The organism is Helicobacter rappini, assembly GCF_900198625.1.
GTDB lineage: Bacteria > Campylobacterota > Campylobacteria > Campylobacterales > Helicobacteraceae > Helicobacter_A > Helicobacter_A rappini.
Window position 1 is genome coordinate 1 of sequence record NZ_FZPK01000035.1, and the last position, 25,533, is coordinate 25,533.

The following is a 25,533-nucleotide window of genomic DNA, read 5'->3' on the forward strand; positions in this document are numbered from 1 at the left end:
CCTTTAAACATATACTGCATCTTAGTTGCATTTCTGACATTCCACGAATCTAGTGGTTGATTAAAGCTACTTGCCCCACAAAACATATAAGACATATCTTTTACATTCCTGACATTCCAAAAGTCTAGCGGTTGATTAAACTTCCTAGCACCTTCAAACATACCACTCATACTCACTACATTTCTTACATTCCAAGATTCTAGTGGTTGATTAAAGCTACTTGCCCCAAGAAACATATAAGACATATTTTTTACATTACCGACATTCCAAGAATCTAGCGACTGGCTAAAACTCTTTGCTCCATAAAACATAGAATCCATATCCTCCACCTTGCTAATATCCCACGATTCTAGCGGCTGGTTGAAGCTTTTTGCTTCATAAAACATAAAGCCCATATCAACTACATTGCTGACATCCCAAGAGTCTAAAGGCTGATCAAAACTCTTTGCCCCATAAAACATAAAGCCCATATTAGTTACTCGGCTTACATCCCAAGAATCTAGTGGTTGATTAAAACTCTCCGCGCAACAAAACATACACTCCATATCATCTACACCACCCACATTCCACGACTCTAGCGGCTGGTTGAAGCTCGTTGCACTTGCAAACATACTGCTCATATTATTTACAAAACTCACATCCCAAGAGCCTAAAGGCTGGTTGAAAATCTCTGCATGTTCAAACATACAACTCATATCATCTACTCGGCTTACATCCCACGACTCTAGTGGCTGATTAAAATAAGATACAAACTCAAACATACCATTCATATCAATTACTTGACTCACATCCCAAGAGTTTAGCGGCTGATTGAATCTCGTTGCACCTGCAAACATACGACTCATATCTTCCACACTGCCCACATTCCACGACTCTAGCGGTTGATTAAAGCTCCTTGCCCCATAAAACATACGACTCATATTTTTCACATTGCTGACATTCCATTTGCTAATGTCTGTGTTAAAAAATTCCACCCAAGAAAACATCGATGACATATCAGTTACTTGGCTTACATCCCACGATTCTATCCCGCTAAAATCTGTGCGTTTAGAGCGTTCAAACAATTCACTCATATCTGTAATAGCACTTACATCAATATCACCCAAGTGGATACTCTCATCATTGGCAAGCTTTTTTAGCTCTTCTTTGGTTTGTGGTTTGTAGATTTTCTTACTCATAGTGTTCCTTTCATTTTAAAATTAGAATGATAACATACTTGATACCGTAAAGATTAAGCCTAAAGAGATAAAGTCCCTTTACCTTGAAGCCCTTAGGCCTATTAACTCTTGCAATACCTCGACAATCTCTACCATAGCAGGTGTATTAAACTTGCAGAATCTTAAATCCCAAAAAGGAAGATTCTTGCATTTAAGATTCTCTATCAAGTTTCATTTAGCTTACAAACCCACTGATAATATCCCCCATTTTCTCACAGCCTATAATCTTTGAATCTTTATCCATCATATCGCCTGTGCGATAGCCTTCTTTCAAGGCAAGATTCACCGCATTTCGCACCGCTTGTGCCTCTTGCTTTAGCCCAAATGAAAGCTCTAACATCATCGCCACGGATAAAATCGTGCCAATAGGATTCGCCTTATCCTGTCCGGCAATATCCGGTGCGCTGCCGTGGATTGGCTCATATAGCCCTAAAGTGCCTTGAGAGAGTGAAGCTGAAGGGATTACGCCAATGGTGCCTGTGATGACACTTGCTTCATCGCTCAAAATATCCCCAAACATATTCTCCGTTAAAATCACATCAAACGCACTCGGCATTCTACAAATCTGCATTGCTGCATTATCCACATACATATGCTCTAGACTTACATCGGGATAGTCTTTTGCCACATTTTCCACCACTTCACGCCATAAACGCGATGAGCTTAACACATTTGCCTTATCCACGGACACAAGGTTTTTCTTGCGTTTTTGTGCGATTGCAAAGCCTACTCTTGCGATAGATTCAATTTGAGATTGTGTATAGCTCATCTCATCGGTAGCAACTTTTTCGCCATTTCTCTCCTCACACAAATGCCTACCAAAATACGCTCCACCCACAAGCTCACGCACGATAACAAAATCAATGCCCTTTTGTAAAATCTCACTCTTTAGCGGACTAGCATTTTTTAGCTCAGCTAAAAGTGTGGCTGGGCGGATATTAGCAAATACACCTAGCTCTTTTCTAAGTCGTAAAAGGGCGGATTCTGGGCGGTTATGGCTTGGCTCTTTATCCCATTTTGGACCGCCAACCGCCCCTAGTAAAACGCTATCACTATTTTTACAAACTTCTAAACTCTCCTGTGGCAAACACTCCCCACAAGCATCAATCGCACAACCACCCGCTAAGACTTCCTTATACACAAACTCGTGCTTATACACTTTTGATATAGAATCTAACACCTTTAGGGCTTGTGTGATGACTTCTCTGCCGATACCATCGCCCTGTATTACTGCGATTTGTTTTCTCATTTTTTACTCCTTGCTTTTGCGTTGTCTCTTTGTTCTACAAAAAATGGCTTAATCATACCTTTTACTTTTCCCTATTTCCATAAAATAAACAAAAATGTCGATAATTATAGCAAAAATAAGACTTTTAAGATAACTTTTCATATTGCTTCTTAACGCAATAGAATCTACAAAGCTTAGTGTGCCACCGCCAACAAAAATGCCTAAATATTTTCTATACTGCAATGTTTCAATGTGTGCTTTACGTCTTTGTGCCAAAAATACACCCAAAATCACTGCTGCAACATACCTCATTATTGCTCCCTGTTTTGTTAGATTTAAGAGTGAATATTCTACTTTGCATTTGTGAAGTGTTGATGAAACTCTGCGATGTCTTTCGGAATTTAGAATCTCTAGCATGCATTTTAATATATGTTTTTATGATATTGCGATTTGACAAAGTTTGTGTATAATCTCTAGCATTTTTAAAACAAGATTCAGTATGCAAGGTTTTAGCATGATAAAAAACATTGTAATGTTATTTTTTCTTAGTCTAGGAGCACAAATAATGCAGGCAAATATACTTTCTCATCTCACAATCAATAATATCAAGATTCCAGTGATTAGCGAACAATCAAGCGTTATACCGACTGGGCATGTAGAAGTGATTTTCATCGGTGGTGGAAATATGTTTAATCCACCTAAAAAGCCTTTAGCAAGAGTAGCAAGTGCTGTGTTAAATCGTGGCACAAAAACGCTTGGCAATGTGAAATTTGCAGAACTGCTTGAAAGCAAGGCTCTTGATTTAGACATTGGTGTAGGTCAAGCAACTTTGACTTTTACGCTTGATTTTTTAAAGGAATATGAAGACTTTGCCTATACACAATTAGAAAATCTTATAAAAGATCCAAACTTAACAAAAAGCACATTGCAAGATGTGCAAAAAAAGCTTCATGCAGCCCTTATGAGTAAAAGTAGTGATTTTGACTATCAGGCTACTTTGTTGCTTCAAAAAGGTATTTTTGCAAAGACGCCTTTAGCCTATCCAGCCCTTGGCAACACAACACAAGAAATAGATTCTGTAAGTCTAAGCGATATTAGAAACTACCTTGATAAAACGCTCACACTTGAAAATATGGTGATTGTTATCGGTGGCGATTTAGACATAAAAAATAGCCTTGCAAAACTTCAAAAAGTGTTCTCACATTTACCGCAAGGAAAAAAGGTTAGCATACCGCAATATAAAATTAAAACTATCGCTATGAAAACCGCCAAAAAAGACACACAACAAGCCTATATCTACTTTGCAAGCCCTCTAAATATCCAAAGTATAAAAGATGATGGTTATAAGGCACAAGTCGCTGGTTTTATACTCGGTAGCTCTGGCTTTGGCAGTCGTTTAATGGAAGAAATCAGGGTAAAAAGAGGACTTGCATACTCTGCTTACATGCGTCCAAACATTACGCGAACTAGCACTTATTTTGCAGGTTATATGCAAACAGCACTTGATAAACAAGATGAAGCGATTGCTCTAACACAGCAAATCCTAAAAGATTTTGTCGCAAAAGGGGTTACCCAAAAAGAGCTAGATTCTGCAAAGCAGTTTATACTCGGCAATAAACCATTGCAGGAAGAAACGCTAGGGCAGAGACTAAACGCAAAATTTATGAATTATTATAATGGTTTGCCCCTAGATTATAGAGAAGAATTTTTACAGAAAGTCGCCTCGCTTGATTTAGAGACTCTGAATGAATTTATCCGCACACATGCAGAGATTGCAAACTTAAGCTTTGCCGTAATTACAAAATAGGATAAGATTACTTTGTTTTTTTAAGATTTCGGCTTGTTTGTGTGTTTTCAATTTTCTTTTTTACACTATATAGAATGCCAAATCTTCATCATATTCTTTTTACAAAAATAAAAGATTTCATTACTGGTGTGCGTAATTTTATCAACACTTATACACAAGGTTTATCTATTTTGTAAAAAACAATCTATACCTACTTATCTTTTCTTTTTCAAGCATAAATTTAATGCAATAATAATCATTAGGATAAATGCTGACTCTTTTTTATCTTTATAGTCATGGCGCACCCTGCAATATGAATATTTAATAATTTTCTAGTGCTTCATGAAAAATATTAGAAAACTTTTTTAGAATCTAGTTATACCTTTCGCATACGCACGATTTAACGCACTCACTAACGCATACACTGAAGCCTTGATAATATCATTATCAATCCCAGCGCCAAAATACTTCTTGCCATTAGATTCAATCTGCACATAAGCGATAGCCTTAGCATTTGAGCCATTTTTCAAAGCGTGTTCGCTGTAATCTAGTATATCAAAGCTTAGATTTAAATGCTCTCTCAACGCATTTGCTATGCTATCAAGTCGCCCATTCCCTTTAGAATCTATGCTCATTTTTTGCGGTTTTACTAGCTCTATACGCACTTCACATTCATTTTCTTTTGTCTCAAAAGCAAACTCGCCTATCTCTAAAAACTCCGCAACATTTACAAAATCCTTTTCAAAAATCGCACATATCTCACTTGGGCTAAGCTCCTTATGTGCTTTGTCCGAAATATCCTTAATATAGTAGGAAAACTCCTCTCTAAAAAGTGGCGGTAAGTTCGCCCCATAATGCTCGTGCAAAATGTAGGCAATACCGCCCTTGCCACTCTGTGAGTTTATGCGTATCACATCGCTTTCATACACTCGCCCCACATCTTGCGGATCAAGCGGGAGATAAGGCACACTCCAAGTGCTAAGATTTTTCTCTTTGTGATACGCCATACCCTTAGCAATAGCGTCTTGATGAGAGCCAGAAAAGGCAGCAAAGACAAGCTTTCCGGCATAGGGTTGCCGCTCATACACTTGCATTTTGGTTACAGATTCATACACATCACAAATTTTGGGGAGATTGCTAAAATCAAGTTTAGAATCTACGCCGTGTGTAGTGAGATTTAACGCTAGGGTGATAATATCTACATTGCCTGTGCGTTCGCCATTGCCAAAAAGTGTGCCTTCAATCCTATCCGCCCCTGCTAAGATTCCAAGCTCCGCACTCGCTACCGCACAGCCCCTATCATTATGCGGGTGCAAGGATATAAGCACATTCTCCCTATGCAAAAGATTCTTACTCATAAATTCCACTTGTTGTGCGTAGATATGAGGCAGGCTCGTCTCAACGGTGGCAGGGAGATTCAAAATAAACTTTTGCTCTTTTGTGGGCTTAAAAATATCAATCACCGCATTGCTGACTTCAAGGGCGTAGTCAATCTCTGTGCCACTAAAACTTTCTGGCGAGTATTCAAAAGAGAAGTTGCCCTCTGTCTCTTGTGCGATTTGCTTCACGCACAACGCCCCATCAATAGCGATTTTTTTCACATCTTCTTTTGACTTTCTAAAGACCTGCTCCCTTTGTGCGTAAGAAGTTGAGTTATAAAAATGCACTATCGCATTAGGACAGCCTTGTAATGCTTCAAAAGTCCGCCTGATGATATGCTCTCTTGCTTGGGTAAGCACCTGCAAACGCACATCTTTTGGGATTAGATTCTGCTCTATTAAAGTGCGTAAAAAGCGATATTCAGTCTCACTCGCTGCGGGGAATCCAACCTCAATATCTTTAAAGCCAATTTGCAGCAGGAGTTTAAAAAATGTGATTTTTTCTTCCAAGCTCATAGGGGTGATTAGGGCTTGATTCCCATCGCGTAAATCCACGCTACACCATAAAGGTGCGGACTCTATATACTCTTTTTTGCTCCATTCTAAATACGATTTAGAATCTTTGTTAGAATCTGGGGGCATAAAGTAGCCGCGTTTGTATTTCTTGTGATTCATAAAAACTCCTTGTAAAAATGCTGCAAAGGCTAAAAAGCCCTTTGATTGTAGCAATAAAAAATACAAAAATAATAAAAATTTTCTACAAAATAAGCAAGAATCATAAAAGAGAGAAGTTTTGGAATCTTTGCTAGGCGTTTTATGCTCATACATTAAGCACATATCCTTAGTCAAAAAAAATGGGATTTTATACTTTTATATCTTAAAATAAAAGTCAAATAGTTAGCAGCTAAATTTTCATATATTTTCAAGATTAGTTGCAATATCTTTAAGTATTTTTCATAATTTTATAGCTTCACATTTGAAGTAGAAATCAAAAATTTATCGTTAATATGCTTAAGTTTATATTAAAAAATCACTAAAAATTAACAAAAAGTAACAATAAAATACAAAAATATCAAATTTTTGCATATTTTTTTGTAAAAATCCTTTTTTTTGAAAAGTCACTAGACTTGCAAGAACCTAACTTGAATTTTTAGGGAATTTTTAATAATTGTAAGGAGTTCTTTATGAACAAACATTTTAAAAAAATAGCATGTGTAGCGGCATTATCTCTTATGCCTATGGTAGCTTTTGCTGATGATGGAATTGGTGGTGATAGTGGGAATGGTAGTGGATTATTTGTGGGTCTTGATACTGGATATACTTTTGTTTTTAACCCTATGAGTGCAAGTAGTGTTACAGACAATGTGAATGATACAAGGAATATTTTTAGTTCTGCACATGTAATCACACTGAATGCCGACTTGCTTGTGAATCTTATACAAACAGATTCTATCAGCTTTGGTGCATTTGTGGGTATTGGTCTTGGCTATGGTATGGCCAGTAATGTAACAACAACTAATCCCGGAACAACAACGACAAATCTCAAAGCAGGTGGTTTCCTTTTGCCTATTAATGTTGGCTTAAGCCTTACAGCAAACAATCACCATAGATTTGAGCTTGGCTTTAAAATCCCAACTTTAAGTATGGATATTACAGAAGTTAATGGCGTAAAAGTTCCTGACAATGCTTTTGACGCACTCAATGTAAAATTATTTACAACTTCAGTAGGTTATAGCTATATTTTCTAATCTATCTTTTATGATAATCCCCTTTGAATCTCTGCTGCTTTAAAAACAAAGCATTAGAGATAAGGGGTAAGCAAAGCAAGGTCATCTTTCCTTGCTTGTGTAAAATATCAAGCCTTGTTAGCTTATAAATTTATTCTTGCTTTAATCTTCTTTTATTCTGTTTTTTTGCTTATATTTGCTTTTATGTCTCTTTAGTTTAAATGCCATTAAGATTCTATATTGTAGATATTGCATAGACTTAAAATACAAAAAGGATTCATATTGACAAACAAACACTTTATACTTAATATAAAAGCCTTTATGGAATGTATATGCCTACAAACTCTTATTATGTTTTTTAATCCATTCTTACATTGCAAGTTCTCTAAATTTATAAAGCCCTTAGTCTTTTTACAACAACTCTAGCAAATTCAATTAAAAAGTTATCTATAAAACTTTCCGTTCTACTATGAATGGCATTTATAAAAACACTTATGAGAAATATAGAATCTATACAAAAGTAAAAGCCTAGATTCTAAAACTCTCTTATAAACGCCACATTTTATTGCTTCTATACTCTTACTCTTTATGCTGTATCACTTTTTGCTTTTTATCTTCTGCGCGTTTCATAAAGTCTGGGACTCTGCCTCTTTCTGCCTCAAGTTTAGCTACTTGCTGGAATAGCTCCACAACCGCTTCAAACATTTCTCCGGGGATCATTCTATCCACATCGACAAGTCTGTAAAGCTCCCTTGCTAAAGGTGGATTTTCAATGATTAGAATCTCATGTTCCCTTGCAATGCCCTTAATCCTTACTGCAAGATGATCTATGCCTTTTGCCACGACAACAGGGGCAGATTCTGTCTCACTATTGAAACGCAAAGCCACTGCGTAATGCGTGGGGTTTGTTACCACCACATTGGCACTAGGGATTGCACTCATCATTTTATTCATAGCATTTTTCATCATGATTTGACGGATTTTTGCTTTTACTTCTTGATTCCCTTCTTGTTGTTTAAACTCATCTTTTAGCTCCTGCTTACTCATACGCAAACTTTTGATGTATTGATACCGCTTGATTAAAAAGTCTAGTATCCCCATAACTAAGAATAAAAATAGCAATGCACCAATGAGAATGAGAGCCTTTTGATAAAACCATGTTAGCTGCTCTTTTAGCGGACTCATAGAGATATTTGCCACTTCATCTAAGAAGCCTACAAATATGAAAAATCCCACTGCAAATGCGATAAATACTTTTAATGTAATAATGAATCCATCAAGCAATTTTTTGAGTGAGAATAGATTCTTTGCACCTTTTATGGGGTTTATTTTATCAACCTTTGGTTTTATGATTTTAAAGCTTAGTAAAAAGCCAAATTGTGCGACATTGCCGATGATACCAGCGACCATGAGAGCAAAGAAAAAGGGCATAGCACATAATGCGGCGACTTTTAGTATAGTAAGCGTGATGGCAAAAATTGTGTGCATATTAAAATCCACTAAAAAAAGCTTCGTGCATTCGACATACAAGCCTTTAAAGATTTTCACCCAAAATGGAAATATGATAAAAAGCAGCATTAATCCTACGACTAAACCTACAAGCCCGACTAAATCAGGGCTTTTTGCGACACTGCCCTCTTCTCTTGCCTTTTGTATTTTGCGTTGGGAGGGGGCGTGGGTTTTCTCTTCTTCTGCCATTTTTTATCCTATGTGTTATGCTTTGTGTGAATCTTTAAGTATCTAAGGCGAAATTATAGCAAAGTTTATTAATAGGGCGATTTACGCGTAAAGTCCTTGCTACTCCATAGGTGGTATGCCAAAACTCACACCAAACTCTAAAGTAAGCATGAAATTATTACTCGCATTATAATGCAATGGAGTATTATTTATATGTATTGTATTTGATGGCTCTAGCATGTAATAAATGCCTTTCAAAGACGCATAAAAGTCTGCTTTGTCTTTGTTGGTAAAGCTAGATTCTGCATTCTCTCTTTTATAGAGTAGATTAAGGTTAAAAAGTAAGCGATGTCCGCCCTTTAGTGTAGCAATATTTGCATAAGAATCTATGCGATAGCGACCACTTACACAATAGCTATATCCTAGCTGATAGGAAAGCATAAAGCGTTCTGTAAGCTTTGTGTTAGAATAGAGATTAAAGCCTAGAAAAATAGCTTCACTTGATAGCCTTTGGGCTACATTCCAGCCGAGATTATACATATTTACAGGCAGGGATAGTGTGAGTAAAATGGGCTTTTCTAAAGAGCCGAGATTAAGCCCCGCATTAAGGTCCATAAGCACAAAGCCACCCATGCGATCTTGCGAATTTATATTATTTAAGCCTTGTATATAGCCGCTTTGTGCTACATTAAATAAGCCAACTTGCAAGTCATAATTAAATGCTAAACGCTTTGAATAGTAGTTTGTAAAAGCAGATAGATAGCCACCAATATTATTAAAATCAGGCATACCACCGGCTTTGAAATTTGCATAAGCCACCCCAGAGCCTATACCAAAATGAGCACAATAACTCTCATAGCATTTATACGCAAAAGCTATATTAAAAGAGAGTATCACGCAAAATATATATCTAAAAAGCATAACTTTAAATCGCATTTACTCCCCTTTTTTTGCTATTAATCATGAGATACATTATAGCTTGTTTTGTAAATTTGCATATTTTAAAACATAGATTCTATATTTTTGATAGCAGGAAAGTTTGAGATATGGAATAAAGCTTAGATCTTCATGCAACTTTTAGTTCATTGTATGCAGCGAAAATAACCATTTAAATTTATATTAAGTTTAGAACTTTCACTATACACACAATAAAAAAACAAAACATATAACAAAATCTAAAGCAACAACAAGGCGAAATTGCAAAAAGATTCCAAAAATCTACTTACACATTGCTTTAATACCTAAGGCACAAGCCCTCTTGTGTGCTTCGAGCACTTCCTCGTGTGTATCGCCATTAATACCGATGAAAATGCAAGAGCCAGCATGTTTCATATCACATGCTTTATGTGCGTATTCCTTTGACTTTGCCCTATCTCTCTCAAATTCGCCATGCCCCTCAAAATAAAGCAAGGCTAAAACATGGCAATCTAGCGCATAATTTGCATTACAGCCTTTCAGCCCAAGATCGTGTGCCTTTTTGAAAAATGTCTCACTCTCTCCTACTGGATAATCTGACTGATCTGCAAGAGATGACAGCTTTAAGCAACTTTTGCTATCATTAAGAGAACAACTTTTTACAAGCATTTGTATAGCTTTTTGTCTATCTCCCCTAGAACCATAACCATAGAATCTATCATGATAAATTTCAGCTAAGACAGAGCAGTCTCTCTCTTTTGAATCTTGGCATATCTTTTTTGCTGTTTCTTTCCACTCATCTACACGCCATACACCCTCTTTTAGATTATCAAGCTTATTGTAGGATTCTATTCTCTTTGTATCCTTTGCTTCAGGTGGTGGTGCTTTTATTACTTCTTTCTTAGCACAACCCATAATAAAACATGAAAACATTATACATGAAAACACTATTATACGCATTCTAACCCCTTTATCTTTAGAAACTTTGCCTTAAGTGTAGCATAAATTTATGCAAACAGGACTCTATAAATCTAGATTCTATTCCATAAAATCATAACCTATTTGTTTAAGTGTGTCTTTGCTTGTATTCCAGCCTTTTATAGTTTTTACAATGAGTTCTAAAAATATTTTTTGTTCGGCAAGGTATTCGCATTTTTTTCTTGCGATACTACCTAATGACTTAATGGTTTCGCCATTTTTACCTATAATCATTGCTTTTTGAGAATCTTTTGCGACAATAATTTGTGCTTTTATGTATAAGATTGTAGGCTTTTGGGTAATTTTTAGAATCTTTACATCACTTTCATAGGGAATCTCATCGCTAAATCTCTCAAATACAGCTTCTCTTATCGCTTCCTTGTAAATATCACGCATGATAGTTGTGCTTATCATGTCATTATCATAAAAATGTGGGTGAATGGGCAAATTTTTTGCTAGTAGCGATAAGATTGAATGTATTGTTTGAGAGTTAAGCTCCTTTGCCTTTATGGGGATAATGCCTAGATTTTTGTTTTGATATTGCTTGTAAGATTCTAGACATTCTAAGAGTTCATTTTTATTTAAAGTATCTATTTTATTGAGTAAAACAATATGCTTTTTATCATGTTGGTCTAAAAAGTTTTTGTAATGTAAAATCTCGCTTTTTTTAGGACTAGCAACAGCGACAAACACACTTAAATCAGAATCTCCAACTGCCTTTTTTGCTTCTTGCAGCATGTATTCATTCAGTAGCTTTTTACTCTCATGTAAGCCGGGGGTATCAATAAAGATTAATTGTGAGTTATAATCGCTATCTTCAAAAGGCACAATAATATCCATTCGTTTGCGAGTAGCATTTATCTTTTTTGATACTAGGGCAATGGGGCTTTTTACAAGATTATTGAGCAGCGTTGATTTACCAGCATTTGTGCGACCAATAACGCTAATAAAGCCACTTGTCATAATTTTTTCTTTCATTTCTATATAACTCCCTTTTCAAAACATTACACATTTAAGTCATACACATATAAAAATAACAATAAAGTTAAAAACAACACAGAATTTTTGTATAATATTAGCCTTTTTTAATAAATGGTAAAGGAGTTCTAAAAATATGCGTAAAGGTATGTCTCTTAGCTCAAAATTGCGATATGTTATCGCAACAACCACAATCATTACGATAACTGCTTTATGCTATGCAGTTTTGATTCAAATGAAACATAGAGAAATTGAGAATGCTCAAAATGGCATGTTGCTTTCCGCAAAATACAACTCGGGCAAGATTCTAAGTGAGCTTAATTCAAACTTACATTCATTCAGCATATATGGCAGCACATTAACGCACAATCTTGCAAATAACCGACTCTCTTCATATCAAACGATAGTAAAACAAATTGTCGATTTAACACAAGAAAATAAAAATACAATGTATGGTTTTTTATACCTAAAAGATAAAGATTATTCGGCACTGCCCGCACAATTTCGTGTTGGTAAAGATATGATGGTAATAGCAGATAGCAATGGCAAGGCATTGCAGGCAAATAAGGCTATCCTTGATTTACCGGCGATACAAGAGGCATTGAATACAAAGACAAGCCGATTTAGCACACTAAGGACAATCTCTGTTGATAATAAGGAAGTAAGGACTACAATCTTTGTATTTCCCGTGTTAAATTATGAGGGGGATCTTGTAGGTGTGCTTGGAGGCATGATTGATATTAACCTAATTTCAGCGGATTTATTGGCAACAAAAAATAGCGTATATCCAAACGAAGCAAAAGTGCTTGCTATACACGATGGCACAATCATTGCCGCAAATAACACAAAGATTGTTGGGGCAAAATTGCAGGATTTAGCTAAAATGCAACCGCATTTAGCACCACTTGTAACGCGTGTAATGCAAAACGAAGAGATTACAGCAGCAATGATTGATACAAGCGGACAAGAGACTTTTGCAGCACATGCTGATGTCGATGTGTCATTATTCAAAGATGTGCATTGGCATATCGTTACACTCACACCTCGCAGTGATGTCTTAGCAGATTATTACGCATTGCGGACACAAACTATTATCTTTTCAGTCGTTGTGCAAGTCATTCTCTTAGTTGTGCTAAGTCTTTTTGCAAAATTTCAAATTGTTGATAGATTGCGTAGTCTAAATGAATACCTTGAAGACTTTTTTAAATATATTAATCACGAGGGCAAACAGCCACGAGCGCTTGTTGTAAAGGCACATGATGAGATTGGTAGCATGGCAAAAGTCTTTACAGAAAATGTGAAGCGAACGCAATTGGGGTTGGATAAAGATTCACTGCTTGTAAGAGAAGCAGTGCAAACTGCTAAAGAAATAGAGCAGGGGCATTTTACCGCTAGAATCACTGAAGATTCTCATAATCCACAATTACAAGAGCTTAAAAATGTGCTAAATCAAATGCTTTCTGTCCTAGAAGAAAAGATAGGAAAGGATATGAATGAGATTCAGAGAGTCTTTGATTCTTATACTAATTTAGACTTTACTACTGAAATAGCAAATGCAAGTGGCACGGTGGAAAAAGCGGCAAATACGCTTGGAGCAGAGATTAAGGAAATGCTTGCAACTTCTGCTGGATTTGCAAGAAATCTTACAAATGAGTGTAAAACCCTTGAAGATTCTGTATTAAAACTTACAGAATCTTCTAATTTACAAGCAACAAGCCTTGAGCAAACTGCCACTGCAGTAGAAGAGATCACATCATCTATGCAAAATGTAAGTGGCAAAACAGGTGAAGTCATATCTCAAAGTGAAGATATTAAAAATGTGGCAGAAATTATCCGCGACATCGCAGACCAAATCAATCTTTTAGCGTTGAATGCCGCTATTGAAGCCGCAAGAGCTGGGGAGCATGGCAGGGGCTTTGCAGTCGTTGCCGATGAGGTAAGAAAGTTAGCAGAGAGAACCCAAAAGTCTTTAGGTGAAATTGAAGCAAATACAAATATCTTAGTGCAGTCAATCAATGACATGGTGGAATCTATAAGGGAGCAAACTTCAGGTATCGCACAAATCAACACAACACTTTCACAACTTGAAGCAACAACGCACAATAATGTAAGCATAGCCCAACAAGCCGAAACAATCAGTGTAAATGTCAATGAAATCGCAAACGATATATTAAAAGATGTAAATACGAAAAAATTCTAAGGCGTTTTTTATGGGTAACAATACCTTATTATTGGCTTGAATTCCTATAGAATCCTGTTTAGATTCTATAGTGGTTTGCTGTAATCTTTATAACATAGCTAAAAAAGAAAAACATTGCAGAATAAAATCACCCAACTTCTAAAACTTGTTTAATAGACTGCCTTTAAGATCTATAATCTTGTCAATCACTTTATCTTTCGGACAAATAGTTTTAATTTATATCATGCAAAAAATATTAGACTTACAAATTATTTATGTGCTGCCCACATATAGTCGTATTTGTATAGACTTGGTGTTTTAAAACTTTAATTTAGTTGTGGATAATATTGGGATTTGCAAAAATATTTAATTATGAATATTGGTTGTGGAATTCAAGAGTTTTTATGTTTGTTGCATTAATGGCTGCATTATGGGATCTACCATTTTTTTTTTGGAAACTTTATGGCAAAAATACCATATACCTTTCCACATGAAAATACGCAAGAAATAGCACAAACCATATCTTGCGTATTAGAATCTACTTAGATTCTAATACCGCAACAATTAAGTTATAAGAATATCTACTTCATCGCTACATAAGGTTCTTCTCGTAATGGATAGCTAAGCTGTCCGCTACTAGACTGCCTTGCAATCCTTAAGGCTTGGATAAGCACAAGCAGGGTTACACACATAAAGAATATACACAATACCGCATTAATAGAGTTATTGATTACCCCTTGTTTCATACCTGCTATATCTTGCTCATTCTTTGCTATTTCCATTTCACGCAATTCTTGCAAACTTTTGCCTTCCATGTTAAGCGTAGGGTTAGCCTTTCCATCTTTTAAGTCTTTATTTGTTTGCTCTAGGGCGGCTATTTTTGCGTTTGTATTCTGTACGAAGGCTACATGGCTTACTGCATCATGTATCTTTTCACCATTTGCAGGAAGCACCTTTTGCACCCCAGCATAAAGCGTGGCAATAAGCACAAATGTTACAGGCATAGCTACAACCCAAGCATATCTGCCTCTTCCCATTTTGAAAAGGATTGCCATTACAAGTAGTAATGCCATAGCAGCTAACATTTGATTACTTACACCAAAGAGTGGCCATAGCGTATAAATGCCACCTTTTGGATCAATAGCCCCTTGATAGAGAAAGTATCCCCAACCGGCTACACAAAGTCCAGTAGCAATTAAACCAGCAGGAATAGAATCTAGATTCCCTAAAGGCTTATATATATTACCTAAAATATCTTGCACCATAAAGCGACATGTGCGTGTCCCCGCATCAACAGCGGTAAGAATAAAGAGTGCTTCAAACAAAATGGCAAAGTGATACCAAAACGACATGGAAGCCGCTGAAAAAAGTGGCACTTGAGAAATGATAGTAGCAAGTCCTATTGCAAAGGTTGGCGCACCACCTGTGCGGCTTAATATAGTATTTTCACCGATATTTTTTGCAAGATCTGTAATGTCTTGTGGATTTACTACAAAGCCCCAGCTAGATATAGTCTGCGCTACACTCACAACATCTGTCCCAATGGCAATAGCAGGGGAATTGATAGCAAAATATAAGCCCGGCTGTAAGATACACGCAGCAATTAAAGCCATAATCGCAACAGCAGATTCCATAAGCATAGAGCCATAGCCTACCATTCTAGCATGTGTTTCATTCTCAAGCATTTTTGGCGTAGTCCCAGAGCTGATTAAAGCATGGAATCCACTTATAGCACCACATGCAATAGTAATGAATAGGAATGGGAAAAGCTTACCAGCAAACACAGGACCAGTGCCATCAGTGTATTGTGTGAATTTTGGCATTTGCAAATCAGGGGCAACAATAAGGATAGCTACCGCCATAATTACGATAACCCCAATCTTTAAAAATGTGCTTAAATAATCCCGTGGTGCAAGAAGTAGCCATACAGGTAAAACCGCAGCGACAAAGCCATATCCCATAATGATTAAAGCAAGAGTTGTTTCTTTAAAATGAAAATAGCTTGATAAAACAGGATCTTGTGCGACAATTTGTCCATAATAAAGCGCAAACATAAGCAATACAAAGCCTATGATACTAGCCTCACCTACACAACCCGGACGCAAGAATCTCATATATATACCCATAAACATAGCAATAGGTATAGTCATAGCAATGGTAAAAGTCCCCCATGGAGAATCTGCTAAGGCTTTTACCACAACCATTGCAAGAATAGCGATGATAATAAGCATGATTCCAAAAATAGCAAGCATAGCAAAGCTACCAATAGTATTACCCATTTCTTCTTTTATCATTTCACCTAGTGATCTACCATTGCGACGAGATGAGATAAACAGCACGACAAAATCATGCACTGCCCCAGCCAAACAACCGCCTACTAAAATCCATATCATAGATGGCAAATAGCCCATTTGTGCAGCAAGGATAGGTCCTACAAGTGGTCCAGCCCCAGCAATGGCGGCAAAATGATGTCCAAATAAAACGACTTTATGTGTGGGAACAAAGTTTTGCCCATCATTGTTTAAGACTGCGGGTGTAGCCCTTGTGCTATCAAGTCCTAATACTTTATTTGCTATAAAAGCACTATAAAAGCGATAAGCAATAGAATAGATACAAATTGCAGCGACAACAAGATAAAGTGCAGAAATCTTTTCGCCATTATGCAATGCTAGCACACCAAAACAGCATGCCCCAATGACTGCTATGGCTATCCATAGAATCTTACTCATACCATTCATTAAAATACCTTTAATGTAAAATATCCTGTCTTAGCTAAACTATTTAGAACTATGAATTTCATCTATTTCGACATTTTCTAAATTAAGTTGCTAAAGACACGAGTTAGCTATATAATATATAAAAAAGCATTTTTTCTGTAAAAATGAAATACTTTTTTACTCAAAATTATAAGCATGTATAAAAAAGTATCATTTGTGTTTTATATTGTAGTTTATTGATACAAACAGAAATAAACACAGCGATGATGGAAAATAAAAATGCTTTTTATACTTTTGCATAGAATTAATATGAATAAGTGGTAAGCTTTTTGCTTTATATGATTAATTTCGCATACAAGGGATACAATGGAGTTAATAGTATATGGCATTAAAAATTGCAATAGCATGAAAAAAGCATTTGCCTTTTTAGATGAAAATGATATAGCATACAGATTTCATGATTTTAAAAAAGAGAGGTTGGACTTAGAATCTTTAAAGGCTATACTTGAATGTATAAGCTTAGAGAATCTCATAAACACTAAAGGCACGACCTACAAAAAGCTAAAAGAACAAGGCATAAAGGATATAACGCCTGAAGTTGTGTTGCAGAATCTAAGCGTGATAAAGCGACCGCTTATTGTGAGTTATGAAAATGGTGTGATACAAAAAGTTACTATTGGATTACAACATTTAGAAGAGTTGCTATGAAAACTTTTGTCAAGATTCTTATTGTAATATATGTATGTTTGCTAAATCTTAAAGCACAAGAAGGCATTAATGTTAATATACTTTCTGGCACAGATAATTCGCAAAAATTTAATCCAACAGAATCTATGCCATTTCAAATACAAAATCTTAATGTAGCAAACAAAGAAGAATATCTAGCAAAGTTTTATGCTGTGTGGGATATAAATAAAATCAGTAGCAATAAAGATTCTGTATTTTATATCGTGCCATCACTGCAAAATGCTCTAAATTATCATAAAGAGCTAGAAGAGCTAAAGAAAAAGCCGCCAAAGAAAAATGCGAAAAATTACGCGAAGCTAGAGAAAGAATATAAAGCAAAGATGGCTTCACTCGAGCAAAGGATAAAAACATTGCTTGGCGTTGGTGAGAATCTTCTGCCTAATACACTTGATGAGTTTGAAGAGATTCTAAGCAATATGAATCTAGGCGAATTTTTACGCAAACCACAAGCTGGAATAATCGTGCAGGCTACTTCTGTGAGAGCCGTGCCAACGCATAAGCCGCGTTATAAAAACAAAGATGATTTTCCATTTGATAGATGGCAAAATAGCTTTATATTTGAAGGCACACCTGTAATGATTTCTCACTTTAGTAGTGATGGGCGATATGCGCATATACAAGGACCTTTTGTATATGGCTGGATTGATACGCGTAGTGTTGGACTAGTGAGTGATAGTATGCGTAAAAGAATCCTTAGCTTTGAATCCTATAAGATTCCAAATAAGGATTTTATCCCCTTATCTTATCAGAATCAATGGGTGCTTGATGCGCGTGTAGGACAGATTTTCCCCTACAATAAACGACATGACACACTCATAACCTTTTACAAGGATATAGATAATTACGCACAAATTCGTGAAGTGGAGTTTGATCCTAATCTATTTTCAGATTTTCCCATGCCTTTTAGTGAAGAAAAAATGTCATCACTCATTCATACTATGCTAGGGCAGAAGTATGGTTGGGGCGGCTTGCTTGGCAATAGGGATTGCAGTGCTTTTACGCGTGATAGCTTTGCGTCATTTGGAATCTTTTTACCACGCAATTCCGCCGCACAAGCACAATTTAAAGGGCAATTTGTGAATCTATCTAAAATGACAGAGAGTGAAAAAGAAGAGTATATTATCGCAAATGCAAAGCCCTTTGCAAGTATCATTTGGCTAAAGGGGCATATTATGCTTTATCTAGGACATGTCAATATCAAAGGCTCACAAAGGGCTATTGTAGCCCATAGTGCATGGGGCGTTAGACCTGTTATTAATAATAAACAAGAGGATATTAGACTAGGTGGAGTGCGTATTACAACGCTTCATATAGGTGGGGCATTTAGCTCAAATGTAGCAATGAAAAATACCTTGCTTTCAAGGATAGAGGGTGTTACAAATATCTATAATACGGAAGTAAGCCCTAGGGCACTAGATTTATTATCAGGTATTAATATCTCACATTAAAGTGTTAGCGTAGTGTGCAAAAGAGTAATTTTTTGCTATAATTGCATGTCTTGCACACAATCTTTTTATTTATAGAGGGGTGTCCGAGTGGTTGAAGGAGCACGCCTGGAACGCGTGTAAAGTGCAAGCTTTCGAGGGTTCGAATCCCTTCCCCTCTGCCACGATTACTTTTCTTTCATTTTCATTTGTTTTCAAATAACTGCCAAATACCGCTATTTAAGGCTCTTATCTTTTCAGTTGACTATCATTTGTTTTTGTTTAGTTTGGGAACTTTTAAGGGGGACTTGTTATACTTTCATAAAATCTTACAATAAAGGCTAAATAATGAGTCGCATAGCTAGAAAGATTCTATTTGACAAAGACATAAGAGGGTTGGAGCCGAAAAACAAAAGGTATCGTGTTGTGGTAGGCAATCCTAGTGAGCTTATCTTGTTTGTGAATCCAAGCAGTGTTAAAGGCTTTGCACTTAGGATTTGCAACAATGGTAGAGAAAAGCATATACCATTAAATCGCTTTAGACAAGGTATTTATAGCGTGGCTGAAGCTAGAAAAGAAGCGTGTGAGAAGTTAAAGATTGTTGAAAGTGGTGGGGAGCTTAATACACAAAAGTATCTCTTTAAGAATCTTTATGAAGCTTTTATTGCTCAAAAGCGTAAAAAGGGGCAGGCAGAAAGCACGATTAAAGCCACAGAATCTATTTGTAAAAATCATCTATTGCCACATTTTGCAAACTTAGACGCTAAAGAGATTAAATATTCAGTGATTCTATCCGCATTTAATACCACCTTTGATGAATCTAATCCACAAACCCCAAGACTAGAAACCATAAGACGAGCAAAAAATGCTCTCCGTGCTATCCTAGCTCCTGCCTTAAAAGATAGGTATATAGAATATGACCCAACCATAGGGCTAGAAAAAGAATTTCCTAATCTCAAACGCTTTAATATAGAACACGACATAGACACACGCCTTGCAGCACTCACTAAAGAAAGCGACATAAGGGAATTTTTACAAGATTTAAGCGTGGCAGATATGGACATACAAGTCAAAAGAGCTTTATATTTGCAAATTCTCTGCGTAAATCGCCCCGCAAATACTGCAAGTGCCAAATGGGAGCATATAAAATTAGAATCTAGGCTTTGGTGTATTCCTGCAAAAGAAATGAAAATGCGAGAGCCATTTAATATTGCTCTTAGCTCTTATGCTTTAAGAATCTTAGAATTGCAAAAAGCAGACTTTGGTATATTAGAAAGCCCTTTTGTATTCCCCACTATCAGTAAAGATGGACATATTCATAGGGATACATTAAGCAAAGCTCTAAGGCGGTTAAATAAAGGCAAATGGAATGGCAAAGTAACTACACACGGATTTAGGGCGACATTCAGGACAATATGTTCTATCAATGAAGTGGAGTTGTTGAAGCTTGGTGTTGGAAATAATGCCATTGAATCTGCCCTTGCCCATAAAACAAACAACGCTATACAATATGCCTATGAGCGAGAGAAAAGCACACTCAAACAGCAAGAAGTTTTAATGCAGTGGTATGGGGATTATTTGAATAATTTGTGTGATTTTAAAATCTAGTTTCTTTTTTTAAATTCTTTATGCCTAAAATACGCCATTTGAAGCAATATTTTATCAAAATCAAAAGTTGTAAAACTTGCACATATAATGATATTTGCCAAACATCAATCAGCACACTTTTTACTCAAAATGTATGTGTAGAGAGCAAATTTATATCTTAAAGCACCTGTGCAACGCATTTCAAGTGTGTTAAAATGCTGAAATTTAATGGATTTTTTAAGCACAATATAAAGTGTAAATCTCGCTTTTTTCTTTTCCAAGCACCTATTTTGTGATATTTTAGCACTTTTTAATGCTTAAGCCTTATGGATTATTTTTTTATATCTAAAAGCAATAAAAAAAATACAAGATTGCTGTATGTATGGATTCTTGCACTTTTTATATTGAAGTAGAAATTTTTTGCTTAATAATGCCCAATATCTCTATCTGTTCTCTTTCATTGCCTTTCAATTTGATTTCTATATTATTGCTCCCCTTAAAAAGTGCTTCATCAATCCCAACAACAAAATATTGAAAAATGATATAACTTTCTTGGAATTTTGCAACAATAAAATCTCCATTAACCGCTCTACCCTGCCTTTCTACAATAAGAATATCTCCGTTTTTTGCAAAAGGCTCATTTGTGGAGTTATTAAGCTTTATAAAGTGATAATTTCCATCTGTATTTGCCGCAAACAATAAGGAAAGAAATTGAATTTTTAAATTTGCCTTAACTAAAGGATTCCTGCCTGCATAATCTTCTAAACTCTCATATACGCAACAAACCATATCATCAAATGGATTTATCTTGAGTATGTCAGCAGGGTTAATACTATATTTTTCAAATGCTTCTTGTGGTGTCATTTCAGATTCAAAATATTCATTTTTAATACCAAAAATTTCACTCACTCGCAATAACACATTATTTGAAATGGGATTTTTCTCAGTCTCATAAGCAGCAATCAGAGATCTTGTAAGCCCTAATTTTTCGGCAAATTTCTTTTGAGAGAGACCTAAAGAGAGTCGCAGATTCCGTAATTTTTCATTTTTTTTATGCTCTGATTTCATAAAAAACCTTTTTAGTGCGTATTGATAGGCAAATTGTAACAAAATAGAACAAATTTAAAACTCTCATTTACTCTCTTACTATAATATGTTAATTATTGTTAATAACAATAAAACACAAAAGGATACAAAATGAATACACAAATGTCTGAGTTTATCTCACCAAAACAGCTAGAAGAGTGGATTGGTCTTAGCGTAGTTCAGCAAGAGCGTATAAGAAGACATGTAGGTTACAAAAAAGTCCAAGAATCAAATCCTTTGCCTTATTATAAAATCGCTGGTGCAGGTATTAGATACAAGCGAAGCGAAATTGTAGAATGGGTAGAAAGACAAAGGGTAACACGCAATGCGTAAAATAGAGCCAAGCAACCCAAATGTGCTAAGTCCAAAACAACTAGAGGCAGAGTTTGGCATTAGTATCAGTAAGCAAGAAAAACTTAGAATGCGAAAAAACAAAGAAAACGATCATATTTCAATCACTATTAGAAAGCCTAGCCGCACAATATTTGTGATGAGTGATTTTTCTAAACAGGGGCTTTTTAGTGAGATAGAGCCAATCACATACACACTTGGTCAAAAAGACAATGAGCTACTGAATTTATGAAAATCACGAGTATGAAAGCTTTATTAGCAGAGCTGTAAGCTATGGTAAGAATGTCATCATCTGCGGTGAAACAGGTAGTGGAAAAATGACAATAGCAGTAAATCTTGCTTGCTATCTTGCCAAAGAGGGCGATAGAGTAACACTGATTGATGCAGATCCACAGCGAAGCAGTGAGATTTTCAGCAACATAGGAGCGATAGCGAATTAAAGCCACTCTTTTCAAATGTAAGTAAGATTGGTAGCTCACTTAAAGATGAAATCACTTTGCAAGAAAACAAGAATGATTGTGTGTTTATTGATACTGCTGGGGCTAATAGCAAGGAAATGTGTATTGCAATGAATAAGGCAGATCTGCTTATTATCCCCACGATTCCTAGCCAATATGATGTAGTCGTGCTAGATAGAATGTTGGAGGTTTTTAATCTAGCAAAGGAAAATAACCCGAAGTTGCATTGCTTGATTCTACTTAATAAAATTAGCCCCAATCCTTTTTTAAGCAAAGAAATAGCAGAGCTAAAAGAATTTGTAGAATCTGCTATCAAGGAAAAAGAGCTAGAAGATGTGGCTGTGCTAGAAACTCTCATTTATGAGCGTAGAGCATACAAGAGAGCGGTAATTGATGGCAAAAGTCTAGATGAATTTGATGACACAAAAGCAAGAGATGAATTTAATGCCTTGTGTGCGGAAATTGTCGCGTTTGGGAAAACATTATAAATACTTTTAAAATATTGTAAATAATTTTATTGTAAAATACTTACAATATTTTGATTTTTAAATAAGGATTAACAATGGGTGGATTTAAAAAACAAGCAACACAGCCGCTGCTGGGTAAAACACAATAAGTGAGAGTGAATTTGAGAATGGTGGCAGAGCTACAAAGATAGATTCTACTCCAAAATTAAAACGCAAAGCAGAATCCAAAAATAAAGATAATAAAGTCTTTAGTGTTTTATTGCCAATAGAGTTGATAGAGCGATTGAAACGCTATCAAAATAGTGAAAATGCCAAAAGAATTGAGACACAGAATTATATTTTCACTCAAGCACTCAATGCGTGGCTAGATGCAAAAGGGTTTGAAAAATGAATGAAAACGAAAATAAGGGCAGATCATTGTCTATAACAATGGAGATAAACCGAGTGTAAAAGTAACTCTGCAAGATGAGACCATTTGGCTTACACAAAGGCAAATGGCAGAACTTTTGACTGCTCTACCGATAACATATCTTTGCATTTAAAGAATATTTTTGAGAGTGGAGAGTTAGATAAGGATTCAGTTACCGAGAAATTCTCGGTAACTGCCAATGATGGCAAAAATTATCTAACACAGACATATAACCTAGACGCCATCATAGCTGTTGGCCGTCGTGTCAATTCTAAACTTGCCACAGCATTTCGTCAATGGGCTACAAAAAACCTTAGGGAATACATTGTTAAAGGCTTTGTGCTTGATGATGAACGACTTAAAATAGCGGTAACCCTCACAAAAGCTACTTCAAAGAGCTACTAGAACGCATTAAAGATATTCGCTCAAGTGAAAAAGTTCTATATAGGCAAGTGCTTGATTTATATGCTACAAGCATAGATTATGACCCTAAGAGCGAGACTTCTATGCAGTTTTTTAAAGTCGTGCAAAACAAACTTCACTTTGCTGCTCAAGGACATACTGCCGCAGAAATCATATACGACAGGGCAGATAGCGAAAAAGATTTTATGGGGTTGCAAACCTTTAAGGGTGATTTTCCTACTTTGACAGACACTACAATTGCTAAAAACTATCTAGATAGTAAAGAATTAAAGACACTAAATAATCTTGCCAGTGTATATTTTGATTTAGCAGAATTAAAGGCAGAATCTAATGAAAAAAGACTATGAAAGACCACATAGAGCATTTAGACAGCATACTTCGTGGTGCTGGGAGAGAGGTGCTAGAGAATGCTGGGGTCATCTCTACACAGCGTGCTAGAGAAAAGGCGGAGATTGAATATAGAAATTTTCAAGCTAAAACACCAAGTCCTGTGGAAAAAGAGTATTTAGAAAGTATTAAAGCACTAGAAATAACCGCCAAAAAAGCAAACAGGACTATTGAATCTCAAACTAAACGAGAGGGCCAAGAAAAAAGACAAATATTTGGAGCGTTAAGATTCTGTCTTGTCTTTCAAATAATCAAGAAATTTACAATATTTTAATTTTAAATACTTTTAAAGTATATATATAGGGCAATTTTTGCAGTTTTTATGGTAGGATTGTCGTTATAGTCCATAATAGCTAAGCTATAAGCAACTTCAATTAAGGACAGGGAGTGATGTCAGAGGCACGATACACTAAGGAGCAAATATCTAATCTTGCGGCGGATGTGTTAGAATTTTATAGTAACAAGCAGTATCCTGTAAAAGTGCTCAGTATTGCTCACAATCTCGGTTTGCAAGTATTTAAAACGACTTTCAGCAGAGATGATGTATCAGGTATGCTTAAGGCTCAAGAAGCAAAGATTTATATAGCTGAAAGCGATGGGATAAGGAGGCAAAGATTCTCTATTGCACACGAGATTGGACATTATGTGTTGCACTACAAGGGGAATATATTTGCAGAAAAAGAGGAAAAGAAACATATCTCATATAGAAATAATTTATCATCTCTGGGTTTTAGTATTAAAGAGATAGAGGCTAATTTTTTTGCCGCCAATCTCTTAATGCCACAAGATAGAGTAAAGGAGCTTTATGAACAAGGATTTTCTCTGTATGAAATAGCAGATTTCTTTCAAGTATCTTATGCGGCTATGGCGCATAGATTTGATTTCTTGGGATATGATTGATGGAACAAGAGGACAAAGCGGAAAGTCTTGAGAAAAGTCTTCGCAAGAATGCAGCTCAAGATAGTATGCCTACTTATGATGCAAGTGAGGGAAAAGAAAAAGAATTTTCATCAGCAGAAGAGAATCTTTCTACTGCCAAGCTTAAAGAGGAATGTGATGATGCGGAACACTCTTTGAAAAATACAAAGAGATTAAACAAAATTTATTCGCAACTAATGGGTTTGTTTTTTGGTGGTTTGTGGTTTTATCTTTGGGTTTTGTTGCTATTGTTTCTATTCGTGGCGACTGATGATGAATATAGTCAAGTTATTTCACTTGTTCATTTGATTTATAAAAAACTTTTTTATGCTCTAGGAATTATATTTGTAGCACTCTTGACATTCCCTACTGCCAAGGGATTACGCAGGCTTTTTGAAGCTATCGTGGAAATTATCAAGCATAAAATTAAGTTGCCCAAACACAATAAAAGCCCAAGGCGCAGCCACAGCAGAAACTATTCAACGAATATATAAT

At 35.9% G+C, this 25,533-nt stretch carries 26 protein-coding genes and 1 tRNA gene; 17 read left to right on the forward strand and 10 right to left on the reverse strand.

Annotation, left to right across the window (positions count from 1 at the left end; genetic code table 11):
- From C6H17_RS07195 to C6H17_RS07205, 3 genes are all read right to left on the reverse strand, one after another.
- Positions 1 to 1,178: BspA family leucine-rich repeat surface protein (locus C6H17_RS07195; RefSeq protein WP_104731389.1), on the reverse strand; the 1,178-nt coding region annotated here is incomplete at its 3' end.
- Between the two features lie 214 nt (positions 1,179 to 1,392).
- A complete protein-coding gene (leuB, locus tag C6H17_RS07200; protein ID WP_005218213.1) occupies positions 1,393 to 2,466 on the reverse strand; it encodes a 3-isopropylmalate dehydrogenase in 1,074 nt (357 codons plus the stop codon).
- 48 nt (positions 2,467 to 2,514) lie between these two features.
- Entirely contained in the window at positions 2,515 to 2,757 is a 243-nt protein-coding gene (locus C6H17_RS07205) for a hypothetical protein (RefSeq protein ID WP_005218215.1), read from the reverse strand.
- A 253-nt stretch (positions 2,758 to 3,010) separates the two neighbouring features.
- Between C6H17_RS07205 and C6H17_RS07210 the strand changes: the two genes are divergently transcribed.
- Positions 3,011 to 4,252 (forward strand): M16 family metallopeptidase, encoded by a 1,242-nt coding sequence (locus C6H17_RS07210; RefSeq protein ID WP_020995891.1) that lies wholly within the window; start codon positions 3,011 to 3,013, stop codon positions 4,250 to 4,252.
- A 344-nt stretch (positions 4,253 to 4,596) separates the two neighbouring features.
- On the opposite strand, the gene C6H17_RS07215 is transcribed toward C6H17_RS07210, so the two are convergent.
- Positions 4,597 to 6,285 (reverse strand): 2-isopropylmalate synthase, encoded by a 1,689-nt coding sequence (locus C6H17_RS07215; RefSeq protein ID WP_040463451.1) that lies wholly within the window; start codon positions 6,283 to 6,285, stop codon positions 4,597 to 4,599.
- 509 nt (positions 6,286 to 6,794) lie between these two features.
- Here C6H17_RS07215 and C6H17_RS07220 point away from each other — a divergent pair.
- A complete protein-coding gene (locus C6H17_RS07220; RefSeq protein WP_005218220.1) occupies positions 6,795 to 7,358 on the forward strand; it encodes an outer membrane beta-barrel protein in 564 nt (187 codons plus the stop codon).
- Positions 7,359 to 7,916: 558 nt separating this feature from the next.
- Here C6H17_RS07220 and flhB read toward each other — a convergent pair.
- The 4 genes from flhB to era all read right to left on the reverse strand — a co-directional run bounded on the left by flhB (position 7,917) and on the right by era (position 11,885).
- On the reverse strand, positions 7,917 to 9,035 hold the full coding sequence (gene flhB / locus C6H17_RS07225) for a flagellar biosynthesis protein FlhB (protein WP_005218222.1): 1,119 nt from the start codon (positions 9,033 to 9,035) through the stop codon (positions 7,917 to 7,919).
- 99 nt (positions 9,036 to 9,134) lie between these two features.
- Positions 9,135 to 9,950 (reverse strand): hypothetical protein, encoded by an 816-nt coding sequence (locus tag C6H17_RS07230; protein ID WP_020995890.1) that lies wholly within the window; start codon positions 9,948 to 9,950, stop codon positions 9,135 to 9,137.
- A 282-nt stretch (positions 9,951 to 10,232) separates the two neighbouring features.
- Positions 10,233 to 10,889 (reverse strand): tetratricopeptide repeat protein, encoded by a 657-nt coding sequence (locus C6H17_RS07235; RefSeq protein ID WP_005218225.1) that lies wholly within the window; start codon positions 10,887 to 10,889, stop codon positions 10,233 to 10,235.
- A gap of 78 nt (positions 10,890 to 10,967) precedes the next feature.
- Positions 10,968 to 11,885, reverse strand: coding sequence for a GTPase Era (gene era / locus C6H17_RS07240; protein WP_020995889.1), 918 nt, complete (start codon positions 11,883 to 11,885; stop codon positions 10,968 to 10,970).
- A 136-nt stretch (positions 11,886 to 12,021) separates the two neighbouring features.
- On the opposite strand from era, the gene C6H17_RS13435 reads away from it, so the two are divergent.
- Positions 12,022 to 14,085, forward strand: a complete 2,064-nt coding sequence (locus C6H17_RS13435; protein WP_005218230.1) for a methyl-accepting chemotaxis protein — start codon at positions 12,022 to 12,024, stop codon at positions 14,083 to 14,085.
- 560 nt (positions 14,086 to 14,645) lie between these two features.
- On the opposite strand, the gene C6H17_RS07250 is transcribed toward C6H17_RS13435, so the two are convergent.
- Positions 14,646 to 16,802 (reverse strand): carbon starvation CstA family protein, encoded by a 2,157-nt coding sequence (locus tag C6H17_RS07250; protein WP_020995888.1) that lies wholly within the window; start codon positions 16,800 to 16,802, stop codon positions 14,646 to 14,648.
- Between the two features lie 345 nt (positions 16,803 to 17,147).
- Here C6H17_RS07250 and C6H17_RS07255 point away from each other — a divergent pair, with 345 nt between their 5' ends.
- The 4 genes from C6H17_RS07255 (at position 17,148) to C6H17_RS07270 (ending at position 20,560) form a co-directional block, all read left to right on the forward strand.
- On the forward strand, positions 17,148 to 17,489 hold the full coding sequence (locus C6H17_RS07255; protein WP_005218234.1) for a Spx/MgsR family RNA polymerase-binding regulatory protein: 342 nt from the start codon (positions 17,148 to 17,150) through the stop codon (positions 17,487 to 17,489).
- Positions 17,486 to 18,976, forward strand: a complete 1,491-nt coding sequence (locus C6H17_RS07260) for an SH3 domain-containing protein (protein ID WP_005218236.1) — start codon at positions 17,486 to 17,488, stop codon at positions 18,974 to 18,976. Before C6H17_RS07255 ends, C6H17_RS07260 begins: the two co-directional genes overlap by 4 nt.
- Before the next feature lie 73 nt (positions 18,977 to 19,049).
- Positions 19,050 to 19,137: transfer RNA gene (locus C6H17_RS07265), tRNA-Ser, on the forward strand.
- Positions 19,138 to 19,300: 163 nt separating this feature from the next.
- On the forward strand, positions 19,301 to 20,560 hold the full coding sequence (locus tag C6H17_RS07270) for a tyrosine-type recombinase/integrase (RefSeq protein ID WP_005218237.1): 1,260 nt from the start codon (positions 19,301 to 19,303) through the stop codon (positions 20,558 to 20,560).
- Positions 20,561 to 20,938: 378 nt separating this feature from the next.
- Here the strand turns inward: C6H17_RS07270 and C6H17_RS07275 are convergent, their stop codons facing one another.
- Positions 20,939 to 21,607 carry a helix-turn-helix domain-containing protein gene (locus tag C6H17_RS07275; RefSeq protein WP_005218239.1) on the reverse strand — a complete coding sequence of 223 codons (669 nt, stop codon included), beginning with the start codon at positions 21,605 to 21,607 and terminating at the stop codon, positions 20,939 to 20,941.
- A 129-nt stretch (positions 21,608 to 21,736) separates the two neighbouring features.
- On the opposite strand from C6H17_RS07275, the gene C6H17_RS07280 reads away from it, so the two are divergent.
- The 10 genes from C6H17_RS07280 (at position 21,737) to C6H17_RS07310 (ending at position 25,532) form a co-directional block, all read left to right on the forward strand.
- Positions 21,737 to 21,958, forward strand: coding sequence for a helix-turn-helix transcriptional regulator (locus C6H17_RS07280; protein WP_005218242.1), 222 nt, complete (start codon positions 21,737 to 21,739; stop codon positions 21,956 to 21,958).
- Entirely contained in the window at positions 21,951 to 22,208 is a 258-nt protein-coding gene (locus C6H17_RS07285; RefSeq protein ID WP_005218244.1) for a hypothetical protein, read from the forward strand. Before C6H17_RS07280 ends, C6H17_RS07285 begins: the two co-directional genes overlap by 8 nt.
- Positions 22,209 to 22,293: 85 nt before the next feature.
- Complete coding sequence (locus tag C6H17_RS12950; RefSeq protein ID WP_230475016.1) at positions 22,294 to 22,416, forward strand: AAA family ATPase; 123 nt, start codon at positions 22,294 to 22,296, stop codon at positions 22,414 to 22,416.
- A 56-nt stretch (positions 22,417 to 22,472) separates the two neighbouring features.
- Complete coding sequence (locus C6H17_RS12955) at positions 22,473 to 22,922, forward strand: ParA family protein (protein ID WP_005218246.1); 450 nt, start codon at positions 22,473 to 22,475, stop codon at positions 22,920 to 22,922.
- A 238-nt stretch (positions 22,923 to 23,160) separates the two neighbouring features.
- On the forward strand, positions 23,161 to 23,292 hold the full coding sequence (locus C6H17_RS13295) for a hypothetical protein (RefSeq protein WP_263363177.1): 132 nt from the start codon (positions 23,161 to 23,163) through the stop codon (positions 23,290 to 23,292).
- Between the two features lie 84 nt (positions 23,293 to 23,376).
- Entirely contained in the window at positions 23,377 to 23,715 is a 339-nt protein-coding gene (gene rhuM, locus C6H17_RS13300) for a RhuM family protein (protein ID WP_005218248.1), read from the forward strand.
- Between the two features lie 14 nt (positions 23,716 to 23,729).
- A complete protein-coding gene (locus C6H17_RS13305; RefSeq protein WP_263363189.1) occupies positions 23,730 to 24,080 on the forward strand; it encodes a virulence RhuM family protein in 351 nt (116 codons plus the stop codon).
- Positions 24,077 to 24,394, forward strand: coding sequence for a virulence RhuM family protein (locus C6H17_RS12505; protein ID WP_040463239.1), 318 nt, complete (start codon positions 24,077 to 24,079; stop codon positions 24,392 to 24,394). Before C6H17_RS13305 ends, C6H17_RS12505 begins: the two co-directional genes overlap by 4 nt.
- A 116-nt stretch (positions 24,395 to 24,510) precedes the next feature.
- Positions 24,511 to 25,020 (forward strand): ImmA/IrrE family metallo-endopeptidase, encoded by a 510-nt coding sequence (locus C6H17_RS07305; protein ID WP_005218250.1) that lies wholly within the window; start codon positions 24,511 to 24,513, stop codon positions 25,018 to 25,020.
- Positions 25,020 to 25,532: a hypothetical protein gene (locus tag C6H17_RS07310; protein ID WP_005218252.1), complete on the forward strand. Its 513-nt coding sequence runs from the start codon at positions 25,020 to 25,022 to the stop codon at positions 25,530 to 25,532. Before C6H17_RS07305 ends, C6H17_RS07310 begins: the two co-directional genes overlap by 1 nt.
- Position 25,533: the final 1 nt, after the last annotated feature.

Bases quoted from the DNA above. Each gene is read 5' to 3' on its own strand.
- C6H17_RS07230 (WP_020995890.1), bottom strand. From the start codon at position 9,950: ATGCGATTTAAAGTTATGCTTTTTAGATATATATTTTGCGTGATACTC.
- C6H17_RS12950 (WP_230475016.1), top strand. From the start codon at position 22,294: ATGACAATAGCAGTAAATCTTGCTTGCTATCTTGCCAAAGAGGGCGAT.
- C6H17_RS07275 (WP_005218239.1), bottom strand. From the start codon at position 21,607: ATGAAATCAGAGCATAAAAAAAATGAAAAATTACGGAATCTGCGACTC.
- C6H17_RS07285 (WP_005218244.1), top strand. From the start codon at position 21,951: ATGCGTAAAATAGAGCCAAGCAACCCAAATGTGCTAAGTCCAAAACAA.
- C6H17_RS07260 (WP_005218236.1), top strand. From the start codon at position 17,486: ATGAAAACTTTTGTCAAGATTCTTATTGTAATATATGTATGTTTGCTA.
- C6H17_RS07255 (WP_005218234.1), top strand. From the start codon at position 17,148: ATGGAGTTAATAGTATATGGCATTAAAAATTGCAATAGCATGAAAAAA.
- C6H17_RS07205 (WP_005218215.1), bottom strand. From the start codon at position 2,757: ATGAGGTATGTTGCAGCAGTGATTTTGGGTGTATTTTTGGCACAAAGA.
- C6H17_RS07280 (WP_005218242.1), top strand. From the start codon at position 21,737: ATGAATACACAAATGTCTGAGTTTATCTCACCAAAACAGCTAGAAGAG.
- C6H17_RS07210 (WP_020995891.1), top strand. From the start codon at position 3,011: ATGCAGGCAAATATACTTTCTCATCTCACAATCAATAATATCAAGATT.
- C6H17_RS07250 (WP_020995888.1), bottom strand. From the start codon at position 16,802: ATGAATGGTATGAGTAAGATTCTATGGATAGCCATAGCAGTCATTGGG.
- C6H17_RS12505 (WP_040463239.1), top strand. From the start codon at position 24,077: ATGAAAGACCACATAGAGCATTTAGACAGCATACTTCGTGGTGCTGGG.
- C6H17_RS07305 (WP_005218250.1), top strand. From the start codon at position 24,511: ATGTCAGAGGCACGATACACTAAGGAGCAAATATCTAATCTTGCGGCG.
- C6H17_RS07215 (WP_040463451.1), bottom strand. From the start codon at position 6,285: ATGAATCACAAGAAATACAAACGCGGCTACTTTATGCCCCCAGATTCT.
- flhB (WP_005218222.1), bottom strand. From the start codon at position 9,035: ATGGCAGAAGAAGAGAAAACCCACGCCCCCTCCCAACGCAAAATACAA.
- C6H17_RS07270 (WP_005218237.1), top strand. From the start codon at position 19,301: ATGAGTCGCATAGCTAGAAAGATTCTATTTGACAAAGACATAAGAGGG.
- C6H17_RS07310 (WP_005218252.1), top strand. From the start codon at position 25,020: ATGGAACAAGAGGACAAAGCGGAAAGTCTTGAGAAAAGTCTTCGCAAG.
- C6H17_RS07235 (WP_005218225.1), bottom strand. From the start codon at position 10,889: ATGCGTATAATAGTGTTTTCATGTATAATGTTTTCATGTTTTATTATG.
- leuB (WP_005218213.1), bottom strand. From the start codon at position 2,466: ATGAGAAAACAAATCGCAGTAATACAGGGCGATGGTATCGGCAGAGAA.
- C6H17_RS13435 (WP_005218230.1), top strand. From the start codon at position 12,022: ATGCGTAAAGGTATGTCTCTTAGCTCAAAATTGCGATATGTTATCGCA.
- era (WP_020995889.1), bottom strand. From the start codon at position 11,885: ATGAAAGAAAAAATTATGACAAGTGGCTTTATTAGCGTTATTGGTCGC.
- C6H17_RS07220 (WP_005218220.1), top strand. From the start codon at position 6,795: ATGAACAAACATTTTAAAAAAATAGCATGTGTAGCGGCATTATCTCTT.